Origin of the sequence: Devosia naphthalenivorans (assembly GCF_003056355.1) — a bacterium.
GTDB classification, from domain to species: domain Bacteria; phylum Pseudomonadota; class Alphaproteobacteria; order Rhizobiales; family Devosiaceae; genus Devosia; species Devosia naphthalenivorans.
The window spans coordinates 155,001-173,969 of sequence record NZ_PYVW01000006.1 but is presented as its reverse complement, the minus strand read 5'-3'; the positions used below and the strand labels follow the sequence as shown (position 1 = coordinate 173,969).

The 18,969-nt window shown below is 63.1% G+C and carries 15 protein-coding genes (1 of these 15 cut by a window edge); 9 read left to right on the top strand and 6 right to left on the bottom strand.

Going from position 1 to position 18,969, the window contains the following annotated elements; genetic code table 11:
- Nucleotides 1-55: 55 nt before the first annotated feature.
- From C8264_RS10525 to ilvD, 3 genes are read right to left on the bottom strand one after another with little or no spacing between them, the layout of a single operon-like run.
- Nucleotides 56-871, bottom strand: coding sequence for a glycosyltransferase family 25 protein (locus C8264_RS10525; protein WP_108460933.1), 816 nt, complete (start codon nt 869-871; stop codon nt 56-58).
- 9 nt (nt 872-880) lie between these two features.
- Nucleotides 881-1,678, bottom strand: a complete 798-nt coding sequence (locus tag C8264_RS10520) for a glycosyltransferase family 25 protein (RefSeq protein WP_108460932.1) — start codon at nt 1,676-1,678, stop codon at nt 881-883.
- A 3-nt stretch (nt 1,679-1,681) separates the two neighbouring features.
- Nucleotides 1,682-3,526 carry a dihydroxy-acid dehydratase gene (gene ilvD / locus C8264_RS10515; RefSeq protein ID WP_108460931.1) on the bottom strand — a complete coding sequence of 615 codons (1,845 nt, stop codon included), beginning with the start codon at nt 3,524-3,526 and terminating at the stop codon, nt 1,682-1,684.
- Nucleotides 3,527-3,693: 167 nt separating this feature from the next.
- Here ilvD and C8264_RS10510 point away from each other — a divergent pair, with 167 nt between their 5' ends.
- On the top strand, nt 3,694-4,077 hold the full coding sequence (locus C8264_RS10510) for a hypothetical protein (protein WP_162783569.1): 384 nt from the start codon (nt 3,694-3,696) through the stop codon (nt 4,075-4,077).
- Between the two features lie 160 nt (nt 4,078-4,237).
- Here the strand turns inward: C8264_RS10510 and C8264_RS10505 are convergent, their stop codons facing one another.
- Together C8264_RS10505 and ubiG are read right to left on the bottom strand one after the other, a co-directional pair.
- Nucleotides 4,238-4,681 carry a hypothetical protein gene (locus C8264_RS10505; protein ID WP_108460929.1) on the bottom strand — a complete coding sequence of 148 codons (444 nt, stop codon included), beginning with the start codon at nt 4,679-4,681 and terminating at the stop codon, nt 4,238-4,240.
- A gap of 59 nt (nt 4,682-4,740) precedes the next feature.
- Nucleotides 4,741-5,481, bottom strand: coding sequence for a bifunctional 2-polyprenyl-6-hydroxyphenol methylase/3-demethylubiquinol 3-O-methyltransferase UbiG (ubiG, locus tag C8264_RS10500; protein ID WP_108460928.1), 741 nt, complete (start codon nt 5,479-5,481; stop codon nt 4,741-4,743).
- A 154-nt stretch (nt 5,482-5,635) separates the two neighbouring features.
- Between ubiG and C8264_RS10495 the strand changes: the two genes are divergently transcribed.
- From C8264_RS10495 to C8264_RS10460, 8 genes are all read left to right on the top strand, one after another.
- Nucleotides 5,636-6,901, top strand: coding sequence for an aspartate kinase (locus tag C8264_RS10495; protein WP_108460927.1), 1,266 nt, complete (start codon nt 5,636-5,638; stop codon nt 6,899-6,901).
- A gap of 70 nt (nt 6,902-6,971) precedes the next feature.
- A complete protein-coding gene (gene ptsP, locus C8264_RS10490; protein WP_108460926.1) occupies nt 6,972-9,239 on the top strand; it encodes a phosphoenolpyruvate--protein phosphotransferase in 2,268 nt (755 codons plus the stop codon).
- Nucleotides 9,240-9,493: 254 nt separating this feature from the next.
- The gene (prfA, locus tag C8264_RS10485) at nt 9,494-10,570 is read left to right on the top strand and encodes a peptide chain release factor 1 (RefSeq protein ID WP_108460925.1); all 1,077 of its coding nucleotides are present in this window, start codon (nt 9,494-9,496) and stop codon (nt 10,568-10,570) included.
- On the top strand, nt 10,495-11,451 hold the full coding sequence (gene prmC / locus C8264_RS10480; RefSeq protein WP_108460924.1) for a peptide chain release factor N(5)-glutamine methyltransferase: 957 nt from the start codon (nt 10,495-10,497) through the stop codon (nt 11,449-11,451). Before prfA ends, prmC begins: the two co-directional genes overlap by 76 nt.
- A gap of 323 nt (nt 11,452-11,774) precedes the next feature.
- A complete protein-coding gene (locus C8264_RS10475; protein WP_108460923.1) occupies nt 11,775-12,605 on the top strand; it encodes a DUF4167 domain-containing protein in 831 nt (276 codons plus the stop codon).
- 934 nt (nt 12,606-13,539) lie between these two features.
- Entirely contained in the window at nt 13,540-16,155 is a 2,616-nt protein-coding gene (gene clpB, locus C8264_RS10470; RefSeq protein ID WP_108460922.1) for an ATP-dependent chaperone ClpB, read from the top strand.
- Between the two features lie 397 nt (nt 16,156-16,552).
- Nucleotides 16,553-16,888: a VOC family protein gene (locus tag C8264_RS10465; protein WP_108460921.1), complete on the top strand. Its 336-nt coding sequence runs from the start codon at nt 16,553-16,555 to the stop codon at nt 16,886-16,888.
- A gap of 30 nt (nt 16,889-16,918) precedes the next feature.
- On the top strand, nt 16,919-18,406 hold the full coding sequence (locus C8264_RS10460; protein WP_108460920.1) for an MFS transporter: 1,488 nt from the start codon (nt 16,919-16,921) through the stop codon (nt 18,404-18,406).
- Here the strand turns inward: C8264_RS10460 and C8264_RS10455 are convergent.
- Nucleotides 18,387-18,969, bottom strand: partial view of a M23 family metallopeptidase gene (locus tag C8264_RS10455; protein ID WP_162783568.1) — the final stretch only. The gene runs 1,385 nt beyond the window's last position; only the last 583 of its 1,968 coding nucleotides appear in the window; its start codon lies off the right edge, out of view — the gene reads right to left on this strand; it ends in the stop codon at nt 18,387-18,389. The two genes, C8264_RS10460 and C8264_RS10455, sit on opposite strands and share 20 nt — an antisense overlap.

Genomic DNA, 18,969 nt, shown 5'->3' with positions numbered 1-18,969 from the left:
AGGGCTGCGCGGGGCTTAGCATGGCCAATTGCCGCTGTCACGCATATGTCGCAAATCAATCTGCCTTGAACGGAATTTCGTGCTTGGCGACGCCGTGTACGGTCTTGTTCCAGTATTTCCGTGCGGCCCTGATCACGTCGCGCTCGACGAGGTCGTAGAAATTGAACGCCGCCCGGCGCCAGAAATTGTGTCCGTCGCGTTTCCGCCGATCATGCCGTAGACGTTGTAGATCGCTGGTGTGCACACGATCAACCGTGTTGCCGACGGCGCGGTCCTCCTGCATGGCAAGGGCGGGTACGGCTTGCAGAACCTTCAGCGTGCGGGAGATTTTCCCGTTCGGGTTGAACAGCGCCTGGTCGGTCAGGTCGATCAGCAGCTCCTCGCCCGAAGCGATCCGCTCCGCGCCGGCGCGCGAGACGATGTATGCCGCAGCGCCGCCGCCAGCGTCAAAGAGACGGAAAAGGCTGAATTCGCCGAGTTTGGTTTCCGGATCGGGGGGCAGGCGTAAGCGCGAATTGTCGGTTTCGATGCGCAGCACATCCACTTTGGGGGGCTGTTGCTGGAAGCGGTCGAGGAAAGGCTTGAGTGCTGGCGAAAGGATCGTGTCGTCTTCCAGGATGACGGCGAATGGCGCCGGCGTCGCTAGAAACGCGCGCATCGCGGCGATGTGGCTCAGGCTGCAGGCAAGCTCGCCTTCGGTCTGCCAGCGATAGGCGAGCGGATTGCAATAGCGCTGGCGCTGATCTTCGGTGACGTCAGCGGGTGTCAGCGCAGCGATGCGCATGTGCTCGATCCCGAGCGCGGCAAAGCGCGCCTCCATGCTGGCCCGGCGCTCGGGACGTCGATCAAGGTTGATGTAGTAGGCGAGCATGGCCTGGCTCTAGGCCCCGTCGAACGGAATAATGCGCTTGTGCGACAGCCCCGCGATGCGGTGCAAGGCCGAGGGCAGCGCTATGGTGATCTCGGCGTCTACGAAGTTTGCAAGTGCCTTCGCCAAGCCAGGCTTGGGCGCGGACAGACCTTCGGTGCGCCCCGCGGTCAGGTCGCTATCGGCGCCCCATACCGCTCCTTCCATCCGGTCGGCCTGGATGGCAAGGGCTGGCACTAGCTGGCGTCGTTTGATGGGGCCGAGGATTGTGCGGTGCGGGCGGTAAAGCACGCGGTCGATGATGTTGTCGAGCACTTTAGGGTTCTCAACCAAAGCTTGGGCTGCCTGCCGCGAGATGATGTAGGCGGCAGCGCCCCATGCCCAACCATGTATGGTGTGCAGCGCATAGCCAGCAAGCTCACCTTTGGACTTTGTCGAGATTTGCGAAGGCCGGTTGAACGTCTCGATCCGAAGCAGGTCGATGCCTTGGCTATCGCTCTCGAATATCGCGATCAGTTTGGGCAGGTTGCCGGACAGAACGATATCATCTTCGAGGATCAAAGCATGCTGTTCGCCGGTCGCTAGGAATCTCCGAGCAGCCTCCACGTGACTGACCCCGACGGAGAACTCTCGCAGCGAAAACCGCGTATGGGCACCAAGCGCCGCATGCTGTGCTACCAGTTGCGGCGGCAAATCCTTCGCTAGAGTTGCATCAACCCTTTCGGCCGCGATGCCAAGTCGATGCAACTGGCTTTCCAGCGTAGCCCTTCGATCCGTACGATGGGCCAGATTGATGTACCAGGCGCGCAAGCCTTAGCTATCCAGCTTGCCCAGATCGCGCACGGCGCCGCGGGCGGCGGAGGTGGCGAAGGCCGCGTAGGCTCGCAGGGCCTGGGTTACGTTGCGCTTGCGCGGGTGGGCCGGCTTCCAGCCGAGCTGGTCCTGATCGTGGCGGCGCTGCGTCAGTTCGTCATCGCTGACCAAAAGCTTGATGGTGCGGTTGGGGATGTCGATCTCGATGGTGTCGCCTTCGCGCACCAGCCCGATGGTGCCACCTTCGGCCGCTTCCGGGGAAACGTGACCGATGGAAAGGCCCGAGGTGCCGCCCGAAAAGCGGCCGTCGGTGAGCAGCGCACAGGCTTTGCCCAGGCCCTTGGACTTGAGGTAGCTCGTTGGGTAGAGCATTTCCTGCATGCCGGGGCCGCCGCGCGGGCCTTCATAGCGGATGACGAGGACGTCGCCTTCCTTGATCTGGTTGGAGAGGATCGCCTTGACCGTGTCGTCCTGGCTTTCAAACACGCGGGCCGGGCCGGTGAATTTGAGGATCGATTCATCGACGCCCGCCGTCTTCACGATGCAGCCGTCGATGGCGATATTGCCCTTGAGCACGGCGAGGCCGCCGTCTTTGCTGAACGGGTTTTCCGGCGAGCGGATGGCGCCATTGGCTCGATCGGTGTCGAGTTCGGCCCAGCGGTTGGACTGCGAGAAAGCCTGCGTGGTGCGCACGCCGCCGGGCGCGGCCATGAAGAATTGCCGCACGCTTTCCGAATTGGTGCGCGAGATATCCCACTTGTCGAGCGCATCGCCCATGCTCGCGGCATGGATGGTGGGTTCGCTGCGATTGATCAGATTGGCGCGGTCGAGCTGGCCCAGGATCGAGAAGATGCCGCCAGCGCGGTGCACGTCTTCCATATGGACGTCGTTCTTGGCCGGTGCGACCTTGCAGAGCACGGGCACCTTGCGGGAGAGCTGGTCGATGTCGTCCATGGTGAAATCGACGCCACCTTCATGGGCAGCGGCGAGGATGTGAAGCACCGTATTGGTCGAGCCGCCCATGGCGATATCGAGTGTCATGGCGTTCTCGAACGCCGCCTTGGTGGCGATGGAGCGTGGCAGCACGGAAGCATCGTCCTGCTCGTACCAGCGCTTGGCCAGATCGACGATCAGATGGCCGGCTTCCTGGAACAGGCGCTTGCGGTCGGAGTGGGTGGCGAGGGTCGAACCGTTGCCGGGCAGGGACAGGCCCAGCGCCTCGGTCAGGCAGTTCATCGAATTGGCGGTGAACATGCCCGAGCAGGAGCCGCAGGTGGGGCAGGCGGCTTCTTCCACGGCCTGCACTTCTTCGTCGGTATAGTGCTCGTCGGCGGCCATGACCATGGCGTCGACCAGATCGAGCGCCTGCAGCTTGCCCTTGAGCATGGCCTTGCCGGCTTCCATCGGGCCGCCCGAAACGAACACCACCGGGATATTGATGCGCATGGCAGCGTTCAGCATGCCGGGGGTGATCTTGTCGCAGTTGGAGATGCAGACCATGGCGTCGGCGCAGTGCGCGTTGACCATGTATTCCACCGAGTCCGCGATCAGATCGCGGCTGGGCAGCGAATAGAGCATGCCGTCATGGCCCATGGCGATGCCGTCATCGACCGCAATGGTGTTGAATTCCTTGGCGACGCCGCCCGCCGCCTCGATCTCGCGCGCCACGAGCTGGCCGAGATCCTTGAGGTGGACGTGGCCGGGCACGAACTGGGTGAAGCTATTGACCACCGCGATGATCGGCTTGCCGAAATCGCCGTCCTTCATGCCGGTCGCGCGCCAGAGGCCACGCGCGCCAGCCATGTTGCGGCCATGGGTGGTGGTGCGGGAACGATATGCCGGCATGATATTTCCTCGGAAGTAGCGGCGCCTGCGCGCGTCTTTGCTCCTCTTTAGACCCATTCCAGACGCGGATCAATGGAAATGCGTACCGTACCGTACGGTACTGGTCCGATTTGCATCCGAATGGGTGGGGCTGGCGTTATGCGATCAGCAATCATGAGGAACGCTGGATGGACCAGAGCGCGTTAGCCTACCGCCGGGTAGCTGTCGGGGAAATGACCGAAGATGCGGTGACGGTCGGTATCGAATGCGATGCCGAGGGCCAGTATAAAGCGGCGGTCTGGTGGGAAGCCAAGGGCGATATCGATGCCGATGAGGCAGAATATGACGATATCGGCGAAGCGCTCGCCGCCGCCGAAGCCGCAAAGACGCTGCATGGCTTCAGCGAAGTCGTCGTTGCGCTGCAGGACGGGCTGAGTTGGCAGGACAATTGGGGGCAGCTGCAGGGCAATCCCCGCAACCGCGAACCGGTGGGGGATGTGAGCCAGACGGATCTGTCTTCGGATGAAACGTTCGAGCTGGCGGCGGGCATCGAGGCCGAGCGGGACGCCTGAAGGATTATCCCAAAAGTATCAGAGACCTCATGGTGAGCCTGTCGAACCACGAGGTCGGGCGAGTGAAGGTTTGGGTGCCAAACCCGCGTGGTTCGACAGGCTCACCATGAGGACTCCTCGGGGAGTTGCGGCTCCCTTCGACTCCCAATCCTCACGGAGATCAATTGTTGATGGCTGTGATCGCCCAATAAGCGCTGTCGCAAGTGTCATCCTCGCAGATCAGGTTCATCCATAGCGCGCCATTGGCAAAGCCGACGCCATCGCTGGTGACGATCAGGTCATCGAAATCCTGGTTCGCAAGCGCGGCCTGCGTTTCCGTTGTCAGCAGGGCGTCGAAATTGTCGACCAGATCCTGCGCTTCGAGCAGATCATAGGCCTCCCCATTGGCTTGAACGGGCAGGGGGTATTCACCCAGGCTTGCCATGCCTGAGGGATCACCAAACAGGAACGCATCCTGCAACTCTGCAAACGCCTCGCCGAATTCGATCGACATCCCGTGCAGGTCTTCGATTTGGCCCATTACCTCTTCTTCGCCTTGCGCCAAGGCGGGCGCGGCAAAGGCAAGGCAGGCAATGGTGGATGCAAGGAGGATGGTGAGGCGCATGGGAGCTCCGGGGCTGGTTACCCGAGACTATGCCGAAATCTGCCAGCGCGACAGGTGCCTCAGACCGCAGGACGCCTCGACATGATCATATAGTTTATGCCCATGTCAGGCGATTGCCGCCATTCATCCCCCAGCGGATGGTAGACCACGCCGGTTTCCTCCGTCACGACAAGGCCATTGCGCGCCAGCAGCGTCTTGATTTCGTCCGGGGTCAGGAACTTGTTCCAGTCATGGGTGCCCACCGGCAGCCAGCGCAAGACGCGTTCGGCGGCGAATACCGCCAGGGCGCGAGCCCGCAAAGTGCGGTTGATGGTGGCCGTCAGCATCAACCCGCCCCGTTTCACCAGATCGGCGCAGCTCTTCATGTAGAGCGGCACGTTGTCGACATGTTCCACCACTTCCATGTTGAGCACCATGTCGAAGGTCTGCCCTTCGGCCGCCAGCGCCTCGCTGGTGGTGACGCGGTAGTCGATGGAAAGGCCGGACTGCTCGGCATGGATGGTGGCAATGGCGATGTTGCGCTCGGCCGCATCGATGCCGGTGACAGCAGCGCCCAACCGCGCCAGCGGCTCGCACAACAGGCCTCCGCCACACCCGACATCGAGGATGCGCAGGCCTTCGAACGGGCGCATGGCGGTGCCGTCCAGGACAAAATGAGTCAGCAGGTGTTCGCGAATATAGCTCAGCCGCGCGGGGTTGAGCTTGTGCAGCGGCTTGAACTTGCCCTTGGGGTCCCACCATTCCTCGGCCATCGCGGTGAACTTGGCGATTTCGGCGTCGTTGATGGTGGTTTGGCTCATGGGGTCGGCTCCGTTTGCGCCCATATGGCCCCGCAACGGCCGATGAGGCAAGACGCCGGGCAGTCGCAGGGAGTTGATCGGCCTTCATCTTTGTCGTATGTCCCGCCGCAACATAAAGCGTACCGCCGGGTTCGGCAGGAGTTCGGGGAAGAAATTGGCCCGCATTATCGTCAAGTTCGGTGGCACGTCGGTGGCCAGCGTCGAGCGGATTCGTCAGGCCGCCCGGCATGTGAAGCGCGAGGTCGATGCCGGCCACGAAGTGGCTGTGGTGGTCTCTGCCATGTCGGGCAAGACCAATGAGCTCGTTGGCTGGGTCAATGAAGCCAGCGCCCTGCACGATGCGCGCGAATATGACGCCGTCGTTGCCTCGGGCGAACAGGTGACTGCGGGCCTGATGGCCATCGTGCTCAGCGAAATGGGTATCCAGTCGCGATCTTTCGCCGGCTGGCAGGTGCCGATCCGCACCGACGACGCGCATGGCGCGGCCCGCATCGCCGAAATCGACCCGACCGAACTCGACAAGCGCCTGCGGGATGGCTGGGTGCCTGTCATTACCGGCTTCCAGGGCATTTCCCCGCATGGCCGCATCACGACGCTGGGCCGGGGCGGCTCGGACACATCTGCGGTTGCGGTGGCGGCTGCGGTCAAGGCCGATCGCTGCGATATCTATACCGATGTAGACGGTGTTTACACCACCGATCCGCGCATCGTTCCCAAGGCGCAGCGGCTGACCAAGATTTCGTTCGAGGAAATGCTGGAAATGGCGTCGCTGGGCGCCAAGGTCCTGATGATCCGTTCGGTCGAAATGGCCATGGCATACAAGGTACCTCTATTGGTACGTTCGAGTTTCGATGATCCCGATGCGCCACAGATTGCGCCGGACGGGACGCCCGGGGTTCCCGGCACACTGGTTTGCGATGAGGATGAGATCGTGGAAAAGCAGATCGTTTCGGGCGTGACGCTCGCCAAGGCCGAGGCCAAGATTACCCTGCGCGACGTCAAGGACAACCCGGGCGTGGCCGCGGCCATTTTCGGTACGCTGGCGGACCAAGGCATTATCGTCGACATGATCGTGCAGAACATCGCCGACGATGGCGCGACCACCGACATCACCTTTACCGTGCCCGACAGCGAATACGACAAGGCCGTCAAGACCCTGCAGAACGCCGGCGATCGCATTGAATATGCGCGTCTTTCCGGCTCCAAGGGCGGTGCCAAGGTCTCGGTTGTCGGGGTCGGCATGCGCAGCCATGCGGGTGTCGCATCCTCCATGTTCAAGGCCCTGGCCGACAAGGGGATCAACATCCAGCTGATCACGACGTCGGAAATAAAGACCTCCGTCTTGATCGATGAACAATATGCCGAGCTTGCGGTTCGGGCCCTGCATACTTATTACGGTTTGGACAAGAAGGACGCCTGAGCTCCGTCGAGGGGACCAAGAGCCTGCGTCCAGTTCAGGGGGGCGGCTTTGCGGGCCGTCTAAAGGGGTTATGGTCACGACCATCGGCGGCCCAAGGGTGCTGCTGCGGCAATTGCGCGAGACGATGGCCGAGCCGCTGGCTTCGCAGGCTCGGCTCGACAAGATTGTCGGCCTGATCGCCGACAATATGCGCGCCGATGTGTGCTCGTTCTACGTATTGCGCGACGATGGCGCGCTGGAGCTGTTTGCCTCCAGGGGCCTCGCCGCCGAATCGGTTCACATGACCACCCTGCGCCTGGGTGAAGGGCTGGTCGGGCTGATCGCCGCCGAAGCCGAGCCGCTGTCGCTCGAGGACGCCACCAGCCATCCCGGTTTCGCCTACCGCCCCGAAACGGGCGAAGAAAAATACAACGCGTTCCTGGGCGTGCCCGTGCTGCGCGCCGGCCAGATGCTGGGCGTCCTTGTCGTCCAGAACGCCGAGCGGCGTCATTATGGCGAGGACGAGACCGAGGCGATGCTGACTACGGCCACAATCCTGGCCGAGATGATCGCCACCTCCGACTTCGACAATCTGATCAAGCCGGGCTCCGATATCGATCTCAGGCGACCGCGAATGTTTACCGGCGTGAGCTTCACCGATGGCATAGCTCTGGGCACCGTGGTTCTGCACGACCCGCGCGTGGTCGTGACCAATTTCATCGCCGAAGATACCGAAGTCGAAAAAATCCGGCTGGAGAACGCGCTGGAGAAAATGCGCGTATCGATCGATGCAATGCTCGACCATGGCGACATGGCCGGCGGCAGCGATCATCGCGAAATTCTCGAAACCTACCGCATGTTTGCCAATGACCGGGGCTGGGTGCATCGGCTGACCGAGGCGATCGACAATGGTCTTTCCGCCGAAGCGGCCGTCGAGCGGGTGCAGAACGATACCCGCGCCCGCATGATGCGCCAGACCGATCCCTATATCCGCGACCGGCTGCATGATCTGGACGATCTGGCCAACCGGCTGCTGCGCGTACTGACCGGCGATGGCCAGGCTCTGGGCCGCAAGGAATTGCCGGATAACGCCATTCTGGTCGCGCGCAATATGGGGCCGGCGGAACTGCTGGAATATGACCGCAGCAAGCTGCGCGGCGTGGTGCTCGAAGAAGGCGGCGCGACCGCGCACGTCGCCATCGTCGCCCGTTCGCTCGGCATGGTGGCGGTTGGCCAGGCACAATCTATCGTGTCCATGTGCGAAACGGGCGATGACATCATCCTCGATGGCAGCGCGGGCGTGGTGCATCTGCGCCCGACGCCCGACATCGAGCAGGCCTATGTCGACAAGGTACGCGTCACCGCCAAGCGGCGCGCCCATTATGCCGCCCTCAAGGACAAGCCGAGCATCACCAAAGACGGCGTCGATATCACGCTGCTGCACAATTCAGGGCTGGTCGCCGACCTGCCCATGCTCGATGATACGGGCGCGGCCGGCGTCGGGCTGTTCCGCACCGAATTGCAGTTCATGATCGCGAGCAAGCTGCCGCGCCTGCAGGAACAGCAGGAGCTTTACGCCGAAGCCATGGCCATTGCCGGCGAGCGGCCGGTGGTGTTTCGCCTGCTCGATATCGGTGGCGACAAGGTTTTGCCCTACCAGCGCTCGATGACCGAGGAAAACCCGGCCATGGGGTTCCGCTCGATCCGGCTCGGGCTGGAGCGGCCGGGCCTGCTGCGCACGCAGGTGCGGGCCCTGCTGCTGGCGGCCAATGGCCGGCCACTCAAGATTTTGGTGCCCATGGTCACCGAGACCTTCGAATTCACCCAGACCCGCATGGTCGTGCACAAGGAAGTCGAGCGCCTGCGCCGCGCCGGCAAGCCCGTGCCCAGCCGGCTGGAACTGGGCGTGATGGTGGAAGTGCCCTCGCTGCTGTTCGAACTCGATCAACTGCTGCCCGAAGCCGATTTCGTTTCGATTGGGTCCAACGATCTGGTGCAGTTCCTGACCGCATCGGACCGCTCCAATCCGCGCGTCGCGAAAAACTACGATCCCATCGGCATTCCGCGCCTGCGCGCCATTCGGCTCATCGTCGATGCCGCGCGGCGCTACAATATTCCCATCACCATGTGTGGCGAATTGGCCGGCAGGCCGCTCGAGGCGCTGGCGCTGATGGCCATTGGCATGACGCGCCTTTCCATGGGCCCGGCTTCCATCGGCCCGATCAAGGAGCTGGTGCTGAACCTTGATCTGCGGCCCATCCAACTGGCCGTGGGCGCTGCCCTCAGCGACGGCTCGGACGGCGTTAGCATCCGCCAATTGCTGCAGGAGTGGGTGGAGAAGCAGAACCTGCCGGTTTGATGCTTCGACGCGTGGTATTATCGTCCCGCATCCACCGCGTTATACCTCCCCCTTGAAGGGGGAGGCTAGGAGGGGGTGGCGAGAGCCACGATATCCGGGCTAAAACGCCCCCACCCTTGATCCCTCCCCGCCAGGGGGAGGGTTTCGACTGAAGCACTTCAGAAAAGGCGCGGGCCGCAGCGCTTGGCAAACCCTTGCGATCCACCCTCGTTATCCCTAAAGCGTGCCTGCTCCAGACTTGAAAGACTAAGCCCATGGCATCTCTTCCCCAGGACAAGCTCGACGCGCTCGAGACCCGCTTCCAATATGTGGAAGCCGCGCTTTCCGGTGGGGCGGGGCCTGACGAGTTCGTCAAGTTTTCCAAGGAACATGCCGAACTGGCGCCAATCGTGGGCGAGATCCGCGCCTACAACAAGGCTTTGAGCGACCGCAAGGAAGCCGAGGCGCTGCTCAAGAGCGGCGACAGGGAAATGGCCGAGATGGCCGAAGCCGAAATCGAAGAGCTCGACGAGAAAATCGAGCAATTGTTCCAGTCCGTGCGCATCCTGCTGCTGCCCAAGGACGAGGCGGACGAAAAATCCATCATCCTTGAAATCCGTGGTGGCACGGGCGGCGATGAGGCGGCGCTGTTCGCCGGCGATCTGTTCCGCATGTATGAGCGCTATGCCGCCAATCACGGCTGGAAGGTTTCCGTGATGGAGGAAAGCCCCGGCGAAATGGGCGGCTTCAAGGAAATCATCGCCAATGTCTCGGGCAAGGGCGTCTATGCTCGCATGAAGTTCGAATCGGGCGTGCACCGCGTCCAGCGCGTGCCGGCCACCGAAGGCTCGGGCCGCATCCACACCTCGGCCGCCACCGTTGCCGTGCTGCCCGAAGTCGAAGACATCGACATCGAAATCCGCAACGAGGATATCCGCATCGACACCATGCGCGCTTCGGGCGCCGGCGGGCAGCACGTCAACACCACTGATTCGGCCGTGCGCATCACCCATATCCCATCGGGACTGGTCGTGACCTCGGCGATGAAAAGCCAGCATCAGAACCGCGCCCAGGCCATGCTGGTGCTGCGCTCGCGGCTTTATGAAATGCAGCGCGAAGAGCGTGACAGCGCCCGTTCCGCCGAGCGCAAGGGGCAGGTGGGTTCGGGCGACCGCTCCGAGCGCATCCGCACCTATAACTTCCCGCAGGGCCGCGTCACCGATCACCGTATCAATTTGACGCTCTACAAGCTCGAAAAGGTCATCACCGGCGAAGCATTGGACGAGCTGATCGAAGCGCTGATCACCGAATCGCAGGCCGAACAGCTGGCCGCGATGGAAACTGCGAACTGAGCCGGACCGTCGGCAGCCTCTGGCGCCACTGGCGCGACGAACTGACCCGCAGCGGTGGCCAAACCGCCGCGCTGGATGCCAAGCTTTTGACCGCCTACGCGCTCGGACTGTCCACGCTGGAGATGGCGACGTGCGAGCAGCGGCCAGTTTCCGAGGCAGATGTGGGCAAAGTCGCTGCCCTGCTGCAGCGCCGCCTGACCGGCGAGTCAGTCGCAAGAATCATCGGTGAGCGTGAATTCTACGGCCTCCCATTCCGCCTCAACGCCGCAACCCTCGAGCCCCGGCCGGAAACCGAACTGCTCGTCGACATGGCGCTCGATGTTCTGCCGCCCGACGGACGCTTGCTGGATCTGGGCACCGGAACCGGCTGCATCCCCATCGCCATTCTCGCCAACCAGCCCGACGCAATCGCTGTTGCGATTGATCTCAGCGCCGAAGCGCTTAAGGCTGCACAGGAAAATGGCGTACGGAACAGCGTCGCCGAGCGGCTGAACTTGCTCCAGGGCAGCTGGTTCGAGCCGCTAAGCTTTACCATGAGAGCTGATGAAAAATCCTGCTTCGACCTCATCGTCTCCAACCCGCCCTACATCACCTCCGCCGTGGTCGAGGCCCTTTCGCCCGAGGTCAGGGATTTCGATCCGCGCCTGGCGCTCGATGGCGGCCCCGATGGCCTTGGCCCCTACCGCATCATCGCCACGCAAGCGGCCCAGCATCTCAAAAGCGGCGGCCATGTCCTGCTCGAAATCGGCTACGACCAGGGCGCAGCCGTCAGCGCGCTGCTCACCCGAGCCGGTTTTGCCGATGTCAGCGTTTACCAGGACCTGAACGGTCTTGATCGCGTCGTCGGAGCGCACCATGTTAAGCAAAGCGAACGCACTTAGGGGTGAGCCACGCAATTAATGCTGGCAAAGTCGACGCAAAGCATATAGTTTGCCCTTGCTGTCAACGGCGCATCATGAGCGCCACGGCGACAATGCCACCCGAAACTTCCGGTAGCTGCAAGAGACGCAGCGCGGTTCCAGCCCAGGCTGGAGCGACGCAGGACGGGTTCGGAGCGCCGTCAGACGGTTTCGGTCTTCATGAAGCCATTTAGAGCCCGGAAACGAAGACGTGAGGTCTTCACAAGGGATTGGCCAGACCAGGCAGCTTGCCGGTCCGCCAGCAGTGTGACGCTTATTTTTCTAGAGTTAGATAAAGCGACCAGATGAGACCCAACAATCAGAACAACAAGAACCGCCAGCGGAGCCGTAACGGTGGCCGCAAGCACGTCAACCCGCTATCGCGCAATTTCGAGAGCAATGGCCCCGACGTGAAGGTGCGCGGCAATGCCGCCCACGTGGCGGAAAAATACCTGCAACTGGCACGCGATGCTCAATCGAGCGGCGATTCGGTCATGGCAGAAAATTACCTGCAGCACGCCGAGCATTATTTCCGCATCGTTTCGAGCGCCCAGCAGGCGCAGAGCGGCCAGCGGCCCGAGGGGCAGCAGGACGACGATTATGATGATGACATGCCCGAGATGAACTCGCGCTTCTCCTCGCCCCAGCCGCAGCCACAGCAGCAATATGTGGCCGCTGAAGGCGAAGAGCAGGGCGAAGGCGACGGGCAAAATCGCCAGCAGGGCGAGCAGCGCCCGCCACGAGCCGAGGGCCAGGATGGCGAACGCCAGCCGCGCCAGGAACGTGGTGATCGCCGCAATCGCCGCGAGCGCTTCCGCCCCGAAGGCGAAGTGCAGCAGGCTCGCCCGATTGTAGCCGAGCAGCCCGCGCCGGCCGCTCCCGCCGCAACAGAGCCAGCGACCGATCCGGCCCCGGCTCCATCCGCACCTGCGCCCGCTGAAGTGGCCGCCCAAGCGGCACCCGAACAGCCCGTCGAAGCCGCCGAAGGCGAAGCCCGCAAGCCGCGCGAACGCCGCCCCCGCCGCCGCCGTACCGCTGCGGGAGAAGCTGGCGCCGAGGGTGCCGATGGCGAAGGACAGGACGTTGGCGGCCTGCCAGCGTTCCTCACCGCCGGCACGCCAAACGCCGCCGAATAAGAGATCAGACGCCGGGCCATGTGCCCGGCGTTTTTGTTTTCGCCTTGCACTCTCCCCATCCACGATGTCACCCCGGCCTTGAGCCGGGGTCCATCCCGGGATCACCCTGCCGCGCGGCGCGGTGGTCCGACCGATCCGCCTGACGGCGAACAACCATCTCAAGATGGATCCCGGCTCAAGGCCGGGATGACATCGAGTGAGTGGCACCATCTCCCAAATGCAATCGATCCCTCCCCTCTGACGCAGGGTAATCGCATATGACATGGTAGGCACCGGTTCACCTCGCCCCTTAGGGGAGAGGTCGGCGCGCAGCGCCGGGTGAGGGGCGCGATGCTTCCACATCTGTAATGCCTCAGCATCGCACCCCTCACCCTAGCTCTGCCAAGTCGCTTGCGCTCCTGGCGGCGCTACCCTCTCCCCTAAGGGGCGAGGGGACGATAGAGCCTTGAACGCCCCCAAATCTATCCATCTTCTCCCCCGCCATCTCCCACACACTATCCTCCCCATACCAACCTCACGCCCAGCGGGTCGCGCGAACCGGCTAGTGTTGTTGTCAGATGGGGCAGGGATGTCGTGATCCCTGCAGGCAAGCGGAAGTGTTATCGGGTCTATGGCGGCCCGGAGCCAGAGTCGCGCGCGCCGCAAATCCCATCGCATGTGGCGAGGCTCTGTCTCACACACTAAAACTTACCGAGGCAGGGCCTCGCCACGTGCACGCTGATCAAAACCGCAGGCGAGGCGGCGCCTTGGCACGTCCATAGGCCCGTAGCGCCCAACGGATTTCACCCGGCCCCAGCCATTGTCCCGCTCGCAACCCTCCCCATATATCTATCCGTGATGGAGCAGCGCCGATGATCGGGCGTTTCATCAACGACGCTTCCGCCGCGTGGTCGGTGCCATTGGGCCGCCATGCGGGCGAGACAAGGAGAGTTGCATGAATATCGAGAAATACACCGAGCGGGCGCGCGGCTTTATCCAGAGCGCGCAGACCACGGCGCTGGGCAAGGGCCACCAGCAGTTTGCGCCCATCCACCTGCTCAAGGTTCTGCTGGATGATGACCAAGGCATGGCCAATGGTCTGATCGAACGCGCCGGCGGCGACCCCAAGGGCGCGCGCGCCGCCGTCGAAGCAGGCTTGGCAAAAATTCCATCCGTTTCGGGCGATGGCAGCCAGCTTTATCTCAGCCGCGAACTGGCCCGGGTGTTCGACACCGCCGAAAGCGCAGCGCAGAAGGCCGGCGACAGCTTCGTCACCGTCGAGCGCCTGCTGCTGGCACTGACAGTCGAAAAAGACACCGACGCCGGAAAAATCCTGAGTTCGGCCGGCGTGACCCCGCAGGGCCTGAACACGGCCATCGAAGCCATCCGCAAGGGACGGACGGCCGATTCCGCCTCGGCTGAAAACAGCTATGACGCACTCAAGAAATACGCACGCGACCTGACCGCCGATGTCCGCGAAGGCAAGCTCGACCCGGTGATCGGCCGCGACGAGGAAATCCGCCGCACCATTCAGGTCCTCAGCCGCCGCACCAAGAACAATCCCGTGCTGATCGGTGAACCCGGCGTCGGCAAGACCGCCATTGCCGAGGGCCTCGCCATCCGCATCGTCAATGGCGACGTGCCCGAATCGCTGAAAAACAAGTCGCTCCTGTCGCTCGACATGGGCGCGCTGATCGCTGGTGCGAAATATCGCGGCGAATTCGAAGAACGCCTCAAGGCCGTTCTGAGCGAAGTCACCTCTGCCGAGGGCCAGATCATTCTCTTCATCGACGAGATGCACACGCTGGTTGGTGCGGGCAAGGCGGATGGGGCGATGGACGCCTCCAATCTGCTCAAGCCCGCTTTGGCGCGCGGCGAGTTGCACTGCGTTGGTGCGACGACGCTGGATGAATATCGCAAGCATGTGGAAAAGGACGCGGCTTTGGCCCGGCGGTTCCAGCCCGTCTTCGTTGACGAGCCGACTGTGGAAGACACCATTTCCATCCTGCGGGGCCTCAAGGAAAAGTACGAGCTGCATCACGGCATCCGTATTTCGGATTCGGCCCTGGTGAGCGCGGCAACGCTGTCCAACCGCTACATCACCGACCGCTTCCTTCCCGACAAGGCCATCGATTTGATGGACGAGGCAGCCGCGCGCCTGCGCATGGCAGTCGACAGCAAACCCGAAGCCCTGGACGAGCTCGATCGCCGCATCATGCAGCTAAAGATCGAGCGTGAAGCGCTGCGCAAGGAAGAAGACGAAGGTTCGCGCATCCGGCTCGAACGGCTGGAAAGCGAATTGGCGGCGCTTGAAGAACAGGCCCAGGGCATGTCCGCCAAGTGGCTGGCCGAAAAGGAACGCCTGCAGGGCTCGCAAAAGCTCAAGGAAGAGCTCGATGCCGCCCGCAGCCAGCTCGAAATCGCCCAACGGCAAGGCGATCTGGCGAAAGCCGGTGAGCTTGCCTATGGCGTCATCCCCGAGCTGCAAAAGCGCATCAAGACCGCTGACGATGCCAAGGGCGACGGTACCACCGAAGCCTTGATGGCAGCAGAAGTCGTGACACCAAGCGATATCGCGCAGGTCGTGTCCCGCTGGACCGGTATTCCGGTCGATCGCATGCTGGAAGGCGAACGCGAGAAGTTGCTCCACATGGAAACCTCGCTCGGCGCCCGCGTGATCGGGCAGGGCGAAGCCGTCGCGGCCGTGGCCAAGGCGGTGCGCCGTTCCCGTGCGGGCCTGCAGGACCCGAACCGGCCGATCGGCTCGTTCATGTTCCTCGGGCCAACCGGTGTCGGCAAGACCGAGCTGACCAAGTCGCTCGCCCAGTTCCTGTTCGATGACGAAACCGCCATGGTTCGCCTGGACATGAGCGAGTTCATGGAAAAGCACTCTGTGGCGCGCCTGATCGGCGCCCCTCCGGGCTATGTCGGCTATGACGAAGGTGGCGTTCTGACCGAAGCCGTGCGGCGCCGGCCCTATCAGGTCGTGCTGTTCGACGAGATCGAGAAGGCGCATCCGGACGTATTCAACGTCCTGTTGCAGGTGCTCGACGATGGCCGGCTGACGGACGGGCAGGGGCGTACGGTCGATTTCCGCAACACGGTGATTATCCTGACCTCCAACCTTGGCGCCGAATATCTGGTCGACCTCAAGGACGGCGAGTCGGTGGAACTGGTGCGCGGCAAGGTGTTGGACATGGTCAAGGCATCGTTCCGGCCCGAGTTCCTGAACCGCATCGACGAAATCCTGCTGTTCCACCGCCTTGGTCGCGAGCATATGGGCTCTATCGTCGACATCCAGTTCGGCCGGCTCAAGAACCTGCTTAGGGACCGCGACATCAGCCTCGAGCTGACCCCGCGCGCCCGCGAGTGGCTGGCCCATGAAGGCTACGATCCCGCCTATGGCGCCCGCCCGCTCAAGCGCGTGATCCAGCGCTCGGTGCAGGATGGCCTCGCCGAGGAAATCCTGGGCGGCCGCGTCAGCGACGGCTCCAATGTGGTGGTCGACGCCAATGACGACGGCATCGTCCTGCTGCCAAGCGAGGCCTCCGCGACGGATGCTGCTGCCTAGGTTGTGGGCATGTCTCAGTCGACCCCTCCCCCTTGCGGGGAGGGCCATCGCATATGAACAGCGATCCAGGCTCCATCGTCCCCTCGCCCCTCAGGGGAGAGGGTAGCGCCGCCAGGAGCGCCAGCGACTTGGCAGAGCTAGGGTGAGGGGTGCGATGCCAAGACATCACGCATCTTGCAGCATCGCACCCCTCACCCGGCGCTGCGCGCCGACCCTCGGGTCGATGCCCGAGGGCAGGCTCTCTCCCCTGAGGGGCGAGGTGAACCGGTGCCTAGCCATGCCATATGCGATAGCCCTGGCCAATAGTGAGGGGCCGAGGGTGAGGATGCAGCATAGCGTCCATTGCACCCCACCCGTATTTCGCGTATCCTGGAACAAATAGCGAACAGAGGGTGCTATGGACAAGATCGACTATGTGGAATTCCCCAGCAGCAACCGGGCGCTGACCAGCGCCTTCTTTCAAGCCGCCTTTGGCTGGGGCGTGGTCAGTTACGGTCCCGATTATGACGGGATCACCAATGCCGGCATTGATGGTGGGGTCGACCAGGCGGCTGAAAAAGCCACCGCACCGCTCGCCATCGTGCGTACCGATGATCTGGATGGCGCCGAACGTCGGGTCCTGGCGGCAGGCGGCGTGATCACCCGCCCGCAGTTCGACTTTCCGGGCGGCCGGCGCTTTCATTTCCGCGAACCGGGTGGAAACGAGATGGCGGTCTGGATCGAGCGGGAATAGTCTGGCAGGGCGTCACTCACCGGATCACCCATGAGCCAGGATATTACCGACCCGCGAAACCGCCGCTTCGTTCTGCTTGCGGCGATCCTGGCTTCCAGCATGGGCTTCATCGATGGCTCGGTGATCTCCATCGCCATTCCCGCCATCCGCGCGGATCTGGGCGCAACGTTGGCCCAGGCGCAATGGATCAACAACGGCTATTTGCTGATGCTGGCGTCATTGACCCTGTTGGGTGGTGCCGCCGGTGACCGGTTTGGACTACGCAAGGTGTTCGGCCTGGGCATTATCCTGTTCGCCGTCGCATCCATGGTCTGCGCTATGGCCTGGAACCCGCTGGTGCTGATCGCCGCGCGAATCGTTCAGGGCATGGGCGCGGCCTTCATGGTGCCGGGGAGTCTGGCGATCATCGCCAAGGCCTATCCGCGCGACCAGCGGGGCAAGGCGATCGGTATCTGGGCGACGGCGTCCTCGCTCACCTCGATTGCGGGACCTATCCTCGGAGGCTTCGTGCTCACGGCCCTGGGTGACTGGAGCTGGCGGCTGGTCTTTGCCATCAATCTGCCGCTTGGCGCTGCGGCACTGGCCCTGCTCTGGTTCAAGGTTGCGCCGGATCGTGCCGCCGATGGCCGACGGCTGGATACGATAGGCGCCATTCTCGCGACCCTGGCGCTCCTGCTGATCGCCTATGGGCTGACCGGCGACGGCAGTGAAAGCACGCCCGGGCTCCTGCACATGCTGTTCTGGTGTGGCGGGGGCTTCGTTCTGGCTGTCGCCTTCCTCATCTGGGAAATGCGGGCCGCCTCGCCCATGCTGCCCTTGCGCCTCTTTGCCAATCTGGGCTTCTCGGGGGCAAACGGGTTGACCTTCGCGCTCTACTTCGCCCTCGGCGGGACCATGTTTTTCCTGCCCATGACCATGATCGGCGGCTGGGGCGAAACGCCCGCGACCGTGTCACTGGCGCTGCTGCCGATGGGCGTGCTGCTCACCGCCCTGTCGTCCTTCACCGGCAAATGGGCTGACCGTTTCGGTCCCGGCCCCCTGATCGCCTTGGGCTCGGTCCTCGTCGCCATTGCTTTTGCCGCCCTTGGCGCAACGGCGCCCCTTCATAACTTATGGTTCGCCGTCATGCCCCTGGTAGCCCTCCTGGGGCTGGGCATGGGCTTCGTCGTCTCGCCCCTCTCGACGGCGGTCATGACAAATGTGGAGGATAGCGACACCGGCACGGCCTCGGGCGTCAACAATGCGGTGGCGCGCGTTGCGGGTCTGGTGGCAGTTGCCTTGCTGGGCACGGTCGTCGCGGGAGTGTTCGAACGCTCGTTAGGGGGAGCCGCCGAGCTGCCGATCTTTTTTGGCCTGCCGGCCCCGGGTCTTTCCGCCGCCGAAGAAGCGATCCGGCTCCGAGCCACCGACGCCGCCTTCGCGAGCATCGCCTATGTCACGGCGGTCCTGAGCCTGCTTTCGGCTGCCATCGCCTGGCTCACCCTCAGGAGGCCATGCCCTAGTTCTGCGCCACGCTGACCGGCGCCGGCTCACGCTGCATCAGATCGTTGATCTGGGCCATGGTCTCGGCGAATTTGGCTTCGTATTTCTGCGCCAGCACGTTGTCCTTGGGCAGCTTGACGCTGAGCGGATCCACCAGATTGCCGTTGATCTTGATCTCGAAGTGCAGATGCGGGCCCGTCGATTGCCCGGTCGAGCCGACATAGCCGATCAACTGGCCCTGCCGCACACGGTCGCCGACACCCAGGCCGTCCACATAACGCGACATGTGGCCATAGCCAGTCTCATAGCCATTGACGTGCCGGATCTCGACCTTGTTCCCGTAGCCCGATGCCCATTTATAATATTCGATCACCCCGTCACCCGCGGCATAGATGGGCGTACCAGAGCGCGCGGCCAGATCGACACCGGTATGCAGCTTGCGGGTCTTGAAGATGGGATGGATGCGATAGCCAAAGCGCGACCGCAGCGTACCGCCACCTTCCAGCGGACGCCGGTTCAGGAAGCGCTTGCCGGTCTCGCCATTGGGATCGAAGAAATCGATGACGCCTTCATCGTCCACGAAGCGATAGAGTTGGCGC